Genomic DNA, 8870 nt, shown 5'->3' on the forward strand with positions numbered 1-8870 from the left:
GACATCCTCAAGGAGTTCCTGGTCCGGAACACCTACATCTATCCGCCCACGCCTTCGATGCGGATCATTTCCGACATCTTTTCATATACTTCGCGCGAAATGCCGAAGTTCAACTCGATCTCAATTTCCGGCTATCACATCCAGGAAGCCGGCGCGACGCTGGACCTGGAGCTGGCCTACACCCTGGCCGACGGCATCGAGTATGTTCGCGCCGGCGTCGCCGCCGGCATGAGCGTCGACCAGTTCGCCCCGCGCCTGTCGTTCTTCTGGAACGCCGGGATGAACGCCTTCATGGAGATCGCCAAGCAGCGCGCCGGCCGCCTGCTCTGGGCCAAGCTCATGAAGGACGAGTTCGATCCGCAGGACGCCCGCTCGCTATCCCTGCGCGCCCACACCCAGACCAGCGGCTGGAGCCTCGCGGCCCACGACGTCTACAACAACGTGCCCCGCACCCTGGTCGAGGCGATCGCCGCGACCGGCGGCCAGACCCAGAGCCTGCACACCAATTCGCTGGACGAGGCCCTGGCCCTTCCGACCGACTTCTCGGCCCGCATCGCCCGCAACACCCAGCTCTTCCTGCAGCTCGAGAGCGGCCAGACCCGGGTCATCGATCCGTGGGGCGGTTCCTATTATGTCGAGCGCCTGACCGCCGATCTCGCCGCTCGCGCCCTGGAGCACATAGCCGAGGTCGAGGCCCTGGGCGGCATGACCAAGGCGATCGAGGAAGGCCTGCCCAAGCGCCGGATCGAAGAGGCCTCGGCCCGCACCCAGGCGCGCATCGACGCCGGCCGCCAAAGCCTGATCGGGGTCAATCGCTACCGGCCCGAAGGCGCCGACGAAATCCCCATGCTGAAGGTGGACAACAGCGCCGTCCGCGAACGCCAGCTCGAAAAACTCGCCCGCCTGCGCGCCGAGCGGAATCCCCAGGATGTCGAAGCCGCCCTCACCGCCCTGACCAACGGCGCGCGCGGCAATGGCAACCTGCTGGAACTGTCGGTCAACGCCGCCCGCGCCAAGGCCACGGTCGGTGAGATCAGCCTGGCGCTGGAAAAAGTCTTCAACCGCCACGCCGCTGAGGCCTTCGCGGTCACCGGCGTCTATCTGCGCGAAGCTGGAACCACGCCCCAGGCCGAGCGCGCCAAGGCGATGACGGGCGCCTTCCTGCAGGCCGACGGCCGCAAGCCGCGTGTGTTGGTCGCCAAGATGGGCCAGGACGGCCACGACCGCGGCCAGAAGGTCATCGCCTCCGGCTTCGCCGACCTCGGCTTCCAGGTCGATATCGGCAACCTGTTCCAGACCCCGGCCGAGGCCGCCGCCCTGGCCGTCAAGGAAGGCGTTCATGTCGTCGGCGCCAGTTCGCTCGCCGCCGGGCACCTAACGTTGGTGCCCGAACTGAAGGACGAGCTGGCCAAGCTCGGCCGCTCCGACATCCTGGTCGTGGTCGGCGGGGTGATCCCGCCCGAGGACTTCCAGGCTCTACGGGACGCCGGCGTCGCCGCGATCTTCACGCCGGGTACGGTGATCCCGGAGGCCGCCATCGAGGTGATGGAGCGTCTGAACGAACAGATGGGCTACGCCCAGCTCGAAAAGGCCTAGCGGCTCAGCCTGATCCGATCAGGATCAGGTTGCCCTCGCTGTCGCGCAGCAGAGCATAGCGCTCGGCTGGCGCCCAGGGCGCGTCGATCGGCTCCTGGTCGAAGACGACGCCCTTGGCGAGCAGGACCGTGTAGGCCGCGTCAACATCCTCCACGACAATATTGAGGGTCGGCTGCTCGCCAGGCGCCTCGCTCGCGCGGCGTTCGAACAGGACGCGGGTCGGAGACCCCGGGATCTCCAGTTCGATCCAGCGCCAGCCGCTTCCGTACTGCTGGTCGGTGGCGAGCGTCAGGCCGATCACGTCGCGATAGAAGGCCACCGCCCGGTCCTGGTCGGTCACCGGCAGGCCCGAGAACTTCACATGCTTGAACATCTCACCCTCCAGGCCGGCAGCTCCGGCGTTTCAGACGCGAATACGGCTATCCTTCTTGGCCTTGGGCTTCAGCTTGGCCCCACGGTACCAACTCGCGGACAACTGGGAGGGGCCATGACGGGCCTCGATGTCCTTCTGCAGAGCCTTCGCTGCGAGCAGGTGCCCAGGGAACAGCATGTCGACCGTCCAACTCACCACCGGGATCGCCGAGGCCGCTGAGTCAAAGGCGATATAGGCCGCCATCCGCGTCAGGGTTCCGAGCGAGGCGCCGGCCGAGGCGCCGTGCATCATCAACAGCCCGCCGGCCCCGACGCTATAGACTGTGCTGGCTATGGGCACCCAGGCCAGGACCCCGTCCAAGCCTATGCCGAAGGGCCCGACCCCGATCAAACGGTCCGACAACACCTTGATGCGTTCGGCTGAGCGCCAAGCGCTATGAGCTTTTTCTCGATCGTCCGCCATCAGGCCAAAACGCCGCCGCCGAAGGAAGGCTCCACCCTAGCCCCAAAGCTCCGAAGGCGTAGGGTGAATCAACGCCCCGTCGAACACCAGTCCAGGCTGCCGGTCCCTGGCCAGCAACAGCGGCCCGTCCAAGTCCACGACATCGACGCCCTGGGCGATGATCATCGCCGGCGCCATGGCCAGCGACGTCGCCACCATGCAACCGGCCATGACCTCTAGGCCCAAGGCTCGCGCCTGGGCGACGACCGCCAGCGCCTCGGTCAGGCCACCGGCCTTATCCAGTTTCACGTTCACCGCACCATAGCGACGCGCGCAGGTCGCAAGTTCGGCGCGGGTGTGCAGGCTTTCATCGGCGCAAAGTCGGACCGGGCTTTCATAGCCCTCGAGCACGCCGTCTTCGCCCGCCTTCAACGGCTGCTCGATCAGCTTCACGTCAAGCCGCGCGAAGTCCTGCGCGAGCCGGACGAGGTCCTCGAACTCGAGGCCCTCATTGGCGTCGACCACCAACCGGGCCTTGGGCGCGGCCTCCCGCACCGCGACCACCCGGTCCAGGTCATCGCGGCCGCCTATCTTGAGCTTCAGGAACGACCGCCGCGCCACCGCGCGCGCGGCCTGCGCCATCGCCTGCGGTGTATCCAGGCTGATCGTGTAACAGGTCTTCACCGGGTCGAGCCGGCTGCGGCCCGCCGCCTTCCAGGCCGGCACGCCAGAGAGCTTGGCCTCAAGATCCCAGAGCGCGCAATCCAGGGCGTTGCGCGCCGCGCCGGCGGGCGCCAACGCTTGCAAGTCCTGGCGCGACAACACGCCCTCGACGGCGCCCCTCAGGGCTTCGATACGGGCGACTTCGCCGTCCATGGTCTGGCCATAACGAGCATAGGGCGTAGCCTCCCCCCGCCCCACCGCGCCGCCTTCGGCGATCTCGACCACCAGGACATGGGCCTCGGTCTTCGCCCCCCGCGCGATCACGAAGGCGCTGGCCAACGGCCAATGCTCTTCGCGAACGCTGAGGCTTCTCATCAGGCCAGGTCGCCGGCCGCTGCGTCGAACAACAGGTAGGTCCGACCAGCTTCCGAGCTTAGCAACGCCTCCACCAGGCGCCCGTCACGATCCCGCGCGACGGTCTCCTCCAGCAGGTCATGATAGCGGCTGAGATACTGCACGACCTGGCGTTTCAGAGCCTCGTCGGTGAACAGTCGCCGCGCCAGGCGGCGGGTCGCCGCCGGGGCCAACTTGCGCACCATCGTCCGAGCGCCATCTGCGTCCCGCGCCTGCAAGATCTCAGCGATCTCCTGCAGACGGCTGCGCGGCAGCAGGGCGGACGGGTCGATACCCATCACGCCGATCTCGGCGGCCAGGGCCTCCTCCAGAGGCGCATCCAGGATTTCAGGCTCAGCACCCTCGGACTCATCGATCGAGGACAACAGGTCTTTCCAGGTCCAGCCCTCGCCGCCCGGCTCTTCATTGCGGCCGCCGGCCTGTTCAAAGACCGTGGAGAATTCGGCGTCGGTGGCGGTCGGGGTCAGCCGCAGGCGTGGCCGGGAAGGATCGCGCGGCGCCGGGATCGGCTCGTTCAGTTCCAACTCGGTGTCGTCGATTTCGGCCGGCGCCGGCGCTTCGGCGACAGTTTCGACTTCCGGTTCGGGGACGATCTGAGGCTCTGGCGCCGGCTCAATCGCCTTAACGGCCTCCGGCTCGGCTAGGGTCTCGACCGGCTTGCGCGAGGCGCGCGCCGGCCGTTCACGCGGCGGGGCCAGCGGCGCCAGATTGGCGGTGGTGGCGACCGTCCCCATCATGCGGACGGCTTCGCTCAGCATCTCGTAATTGCGGCGCACCCGATCCTGGAAAGCTTCGTCGATCGCCTGGGTCTCGTCAGCCGTGCGGCGGGCGTGATCCATCAGGTCGTCAATGCTGTCGGAGACCGCCTGGCGGACCTCCTCGGCCTGGCCGCGCGCGGCGGCCGGCAGCCTTACGGCGCGATCTTCGATGGTCGCCAGCATGGCGGCCAGTTCGTCCAGGGTCGCCCGGGCGGCCCGCGCGCCCTCGTCAAGTTTGCGAATGGTGGTGGACCCGGCCTCGTCGACCATGCGAGCCGACTGCTCGATCAGGGCGCGAGCTTCCTCCAGCCGCGCCTCGAACACCTTGTTGGCCTGTTGGCCAGCCGTGAAGGCGGCTTCGGAAAGCTGATCCACTTGGTCGCGAGCGGTCTCGGCATGGCGTTCAGCCGCCTGGCGGGTCCGATCGGCCGCGCCGGTCAGGGCGGCGATGGTCGCCTGCGTCTGCTCTTCCAGGCGCGCGCGCTCGGCGGAGGCGGCGCGCGACACCGCCTCCATGGAGTGCAGGGTCGATTGGCCGAATTCGTCGCGTTCAGCCTTGGCTGAGTCCGCCATTTCGCGGAACTGATCGGTGGCCTCGGCCATCAACTGGCGCAGAGCCTCGCCGCCCTTGACCGCGCGGTCGCCCATCTCGGCGGCCGACAGCCGCGCCTGGCCAATGAACTCGGCAAGCTGGGCCGCATGGGTCTCGGCCTGGGCCGCGAAGGACTCATGGTCTGCGCGCAGGGCGTGCGCGACATTGACCAGCCCGGCCCGCTGCTCGGTCAGGCCGCTTTGCACCGACTTGATCTGGTCGGAGACGCCCAGACCCGCGGTCTCGAGCCGGGCGATGTGCCGGGTCAGGTCGTCAGCGGCTGTGCGCGCCACGTCGCTGGTTTCACCGGCCGCGGCGGCCAAATCGGCCGCGCGCGCCGCCAGGGAGGCCTCGGCCTCCCGCAATTGAGTCTCGGCCAGGTCGGAGGCTTCGGCCACCATCTTGGCCTGCTGGGTGATCGCGTCGGTCACCGCCGTGGCCTGGCTATCCAAGGTCTGGGCCAAGCCGCCCATCTCGGCACGCTCGCGGCCAAGGCTTTCCGTCAGACCCCCGGCGGTGCGCACCGCGTTCGCCGCGGCCTCGACCAGTTTTTCGCTCTCGACCGCCAGAACCTGGCGCAGGGCCAGGATCGTCTCGCGCGCCTCGCTGGCAGCGGCGCCGGCGCGCACGATCTCGTCGCGCACAGCCTCGATCACGTCAGCGGTCTGCGCGCCTGCGGCCATGGCGGGCGTGACCATCTCGTCGGCCAACGCCTTGGCGCGCTGCGTCTCGACGCCCAGCTTCTGGCCCTGACGCACCACATAGGCCGCCAACCAGACAAAGGCCGCCGGGCCGATCGCCAGCAGGGCGAACACCAGCAAGGCGAAGGGCTCGAAGTCGAACGGCGCGACACCGCGGCGGTAGCCCCAAGCGAAGGCGATGGGCCCGCAGGCCCACAGCACGGAGACGACCAAGGCGGTCATGTAGATCGGCCAGCCGGAGGGCAACGCCTGGCTCCCAGGCCGGAGCGTTTCGGCGTGCGGCGCGGGCGGTCGCCCGAAGGCGGACGCGCCAGCCGTAGGAGGCGTTGATTTAGAGTCTATGGCCAGTTCGCCCGAAGGCGGCGCCGCGAACGCGAATGCATGGTCGGCCTCTCTGGCCGCGGCCTGAGCCTCGGCGTGTGTCACGCTTGCGCCCTCGTCCTCAAGGGCTTGGAAATCAACCGGTTGGTGCCGCTTTTTGATCTTCATGGCCAGTATGAAGCGGCCTTCCCATCCTGCGAGCGTGAATGAGCCGCGTCTCATCCCCGCCTTCGCGCCGATCTCAAGGATTACCGGCGAACTGAGGCCGCGCAAAGCGTCATCGGTGGGAATTTTCGCCAACCGCCGGGCGGCAAGATCGGCGCCAACTGGAAGCGCGCTAGGCTTTCAACATCTTGGCGCGCGCCTCGGGGCAATCGTCGCGCACAAGCTTGCCGGCCTTGCCGGTTCCGACGACGACTTTCGAGGAGACCGCCGTCGGGTATTTCTTGTTCATCGTGCGGGCGACGGTCCGCTCGACAGGGACCGGCTGATCGACCTTTTGGGTGTCGAGCGTCACGCCAAAGTGCGAGTAGGCCGCGGCGGAGGATGACACCACCACCGCTGCGACGATCTCAGTCAATGTCTGCATCGGAACTCTCCCGTACGTCCGATACGATTCCAGCGAGCGTGGTTATACGACAGTGTTGGCAATGCGGCGACGTGTCTCAACATGAAATTTCGGTCATGTAGCAGTTACGCCGCCGCCCGCAGGAACGCCGCGCCTTCGTGGGTCAGCAGCCACTGCTTGCGGTCCATGCCGCCGCCGTACCCCGTCAGGCTGCCGTTCGAACCGATGACCCGATGGCAGGGCACGACGACCCCAATGGGATTAGCTCCGTTGGCCAAACCGACCGCACGCACGGCGCTAGGCTTGCCGATCCGGTGGGCCAGCCCCCTGTAGCTGAGGGTCTCGCCTGCTGGGATCGTGCAGAGCGCTGTCCAGACCGTGCGCTGAAAGTCCGTGCCGCCGGTCCGCCACCTGATCTTCGACAAGGCCCCAAGATCGCCGGCGAAATAGGTCTCGAAGGCGCCGCGGATCGCATTCGGCGCGCGCCCTTCCCTCAGGCTGACCGGCGGGTTCTGGCGACGCAGCAGCAAGTGCATCCGGTTCTCATGCGTCGTCCAGTCGAAGGCCCGTAGGAACCCCTCGGCGTCGGTGACCAGCAGCCCCTCGCCCACCGGCGTGGCGATGCGGTCGAGAAGTAGAGTTTCAAGCGGCTTTGGCATGTTTGGCCTCAGAGGGGTTCTTGGGGTCCGCGGACCACAGGTGTGACGCCGCATAGGCGCGCCATGGACGCCAGCGCTCGGCGCGGGCCAGCAGCTCGGCTGAGGTCGGCCGCACGCCGTAAGGACTTTCCAGGGCGCGCATCAAGCCAATGTCGGCGCTGGGAAAGGCGTCGGGTTCGCGCAGCGCCCGCATGGCGATGTACTGGGCCGTCCATTCGCCGATCCCCGGCAAGGCGCGCAACGCCGCGACCGCTTCATCCAGGCTGCGCCGAGTTCCGAACAGATCGGGATCGGCCGCCGCGGCCTTAGCCAGGCCGACTAGGGCGCGGCCCCGGGCTCGCGGCATCGGCAAGGTCTCGACGTCGATCAGCGACAGTTGCTCCGGGGTCGGGAAAAAATGGGTGAGGCCGAGCTTGTTCGCCTCTTCGTCCTCTACCGCCGAACCGTGGATCGCGGTGATCTTGCCCGCCAGCACCCGCGCAGCCTGCACCGTGATCTGCTGGCCCAGCACCGCGCGCACCGATAGCTCAAAACCATCCCAGGCCCCCGGCGCCCGCAGACCCGGACGCGCCGCCACCAAGGGCGCCAGATCAGGATCTTCGGAGAGGTGTGCGGCGATCACCGCCGGATCGGCGGCCAGGTCGAACACCCGCCGCACCCGCGCGATCACCGCCGGCCAGACCTGGACGCTCGGGAACCGCAGGGTCGCGCGCAGATAGGCGCCCTCCCCCGGCTCGATCATGATCACCCCGCGCGCCTCGCCCAGCGCCAAGGTCCGGGCGTAGCGGCCGGCGCGAACCGTCTCGACGCCGGGAATGGCGCGCGCGGTCAGGAAGGCCAGCATGGCGTCCCAGTCGTAGGGCGCGCGATAGGGCAAACGGATGCTTGCCGCGCCTCCGTCGCCGGCCGCGATCTCGGCCCCGCCCAGCCGGCGCAGCTTGGCTGGCGGGCGATCGAACAATTGCTGGAAGGTCTCGTTGAACCGCCGCACGCTGCCGAAGCCGGCGGCCAGCGCCACCTCGGCCATCGGCATCCGCGTCTCGTGCAGCAGCTGCTTGGCCAACAGCACCCGCCGGGTCTGGGCCACGGCCACCGGCGAGGCGCCGACATGTTGTTGGAACAGCCGCCGAAGCTGGCGCTCACCAACGCCCAGCCGGCCCGCCAGCGCCTCGACATCGCCGGTGTCCATCGCGCCCGCCTCGATCAGGGTCATGGCGCGCGAGACTGTGTTGGACGTCCCTCGCCAGGAGCCGAGGTCCGGCGAGGTTTCCGGCCGGCACCGCAGGCAGGGCCTGAACCCAGCCTCCTGCGCAGCCGCCGCCGAACGATAGAAGGTCATGTTCTCGCGCTTGGGCGTGCGGGCCGGGCAGATCGGCCGGCAGTAGATCCCAGTGCTCTTCACGCCGCAGAATATCCGCCCGTCGAACCGGGCGTCACGCATCTGAAAGGCGCGGTAGCAGGCGTCGTCATCCATATCCATGCCGGCGATGATCTGCCCCCGAGCCGCTCATGTCTCGCGGTTTTCGGACGCGGCTGGCGATGACATGGCGGTTTTCGGACATCGCCGCGAACCACGGCCCTGCACAGCGCCGGCGCCAATTTCCTCGTCGGCTTGTCAGGAAATCTCTATCGTCATCGCCGGTCGCGTCCCGTAAGCCATCGCTCAGGGCCAATCCGCGCGCCGCCAGACACAGGCGAGCGGGTTTTTTCGTCATTAGTTTACAAGCAGGGTTCGGCCCCCGAGGTTCATGTGCAAGGTACAGCCCTGATGCAGGCCAAAGCGC

8 protein-coding genes are annotated in these 8870 nt (G+C 68.0%); 1 reads left to right on the forward strand and 7 read right to left on the reverse strand.

Features of this window, described 5'->3' with window-relative positions; genetic code table 11:
* Nucleotides 1-1596: methylmalonyl-CoA mutase (gene scpA / locus Q7T84_RS08360; protein WP_304807671.1), on the forward strand; the 1596-nt coding region annotated here is incomplete at its 5' end.
* 4 nt (nt 1597-1600) lie between these two features.
* Here scpA and Q7T84_RS08365 read toward each other — a convergent pair.
* The 7 genes from Q7T84_RS08365 to Q7T84_RS08395 all read right to left on the reverse strand — a co-directional run bounded on the left by Q7T84_RS08365 (nt 1601) and on the right by Q7T84_RS08395 (nt 8566).
* Complete coding sequence (locus Q7T84_RS08365; RefSeq protein WP_304807673.1) at nt 1601-1969, reverse strand: VOC family protein; 369 nt, start codon at nt 1967-1969, stop codon at nt 1601-1603.
* Nucleotides 1970-1999: 30 nt separating this feature from the next.
* A complete protein-coding gene (locus Q7T84_RS08370) occupies nt 2000-2431 on the reverse strand; it encodes a DUF4112 domain-containing protein (protein WP_304807675.1) in 432 nt (143 codons plus the stop codon).
* Nucleotides 2432-2467: 36 nt separating this feature from the next.
* Complete coding sequence (gene dgcA, locus Q7T84_RS08375) at nt 2468-3448, reverse strand: N-acetyl-D-Glu racemase DgcA (protein ID WP_304807677.1); 981 nt, start codon at nt 3446-3448, stop codon at nt 2468-2470.
* Entirely contained in the window at nt 3448-5784 is a 2337-nt protein-coding gene (locus tag Q7T84_RS08380) for a polar localization protein TipN (RefSeq protein WP_304807679.1), read from the reverse strand. The genes dgcA and Q7T84_RS08380 overlap by 1 nt, the downstream gene beginning before the upstream one ends.
* Before the next feature lie 412 nt (nt 5785-6196).
* Nucleotides 6197-6448: a hypothetical protein gene (locus Q7T84_RS08385; RefSeq protein WP_304807681.1), complete on the reverse strand. Its 252-nt coding sequence runs from the start codon at nt 6446-6448 to the stop codon at nt 6197-6199.
* 104 nt (nt 6449-6552) lie between these two features.
* On the reverse strand, nt 6553-7086 hold the full coding sequence (locus Q7T84_RS08390) for a methylated-DNA--[protein]-cysteine S-methyltransferase (RefSeq protein ID WP_304807683.1): 534 nt from the start codon (nt 7084-7086) through the stop codon (nt 6553-6555).
* On the reverse strand, nt 7070-8566 hold the full coding sequence (locus Q7T84_RS08395; protein WP_304807685.1) for a DNA-3-methyladenine glycosylase 2 family protein: 1497 nt from the start codon (nt 8564-8566) through the stop codon (nt 7070-7072). Before Q7T84_RS08395 ends, Q7T84_RS08390 begins: the two co-directional genes overlap by 17 nt.
* Nucleotides 8567-8870 lie beyond the last annotated feature (304 nt).

This window comes from Phenylobacterium sp., from assembly GCF_030654915.1.
Lineage (GTDB): Bacteria > Pseudomonadota > Alphaproteobacteria > Caulobacterales > Caulobacteraceae > Phenylobacterium.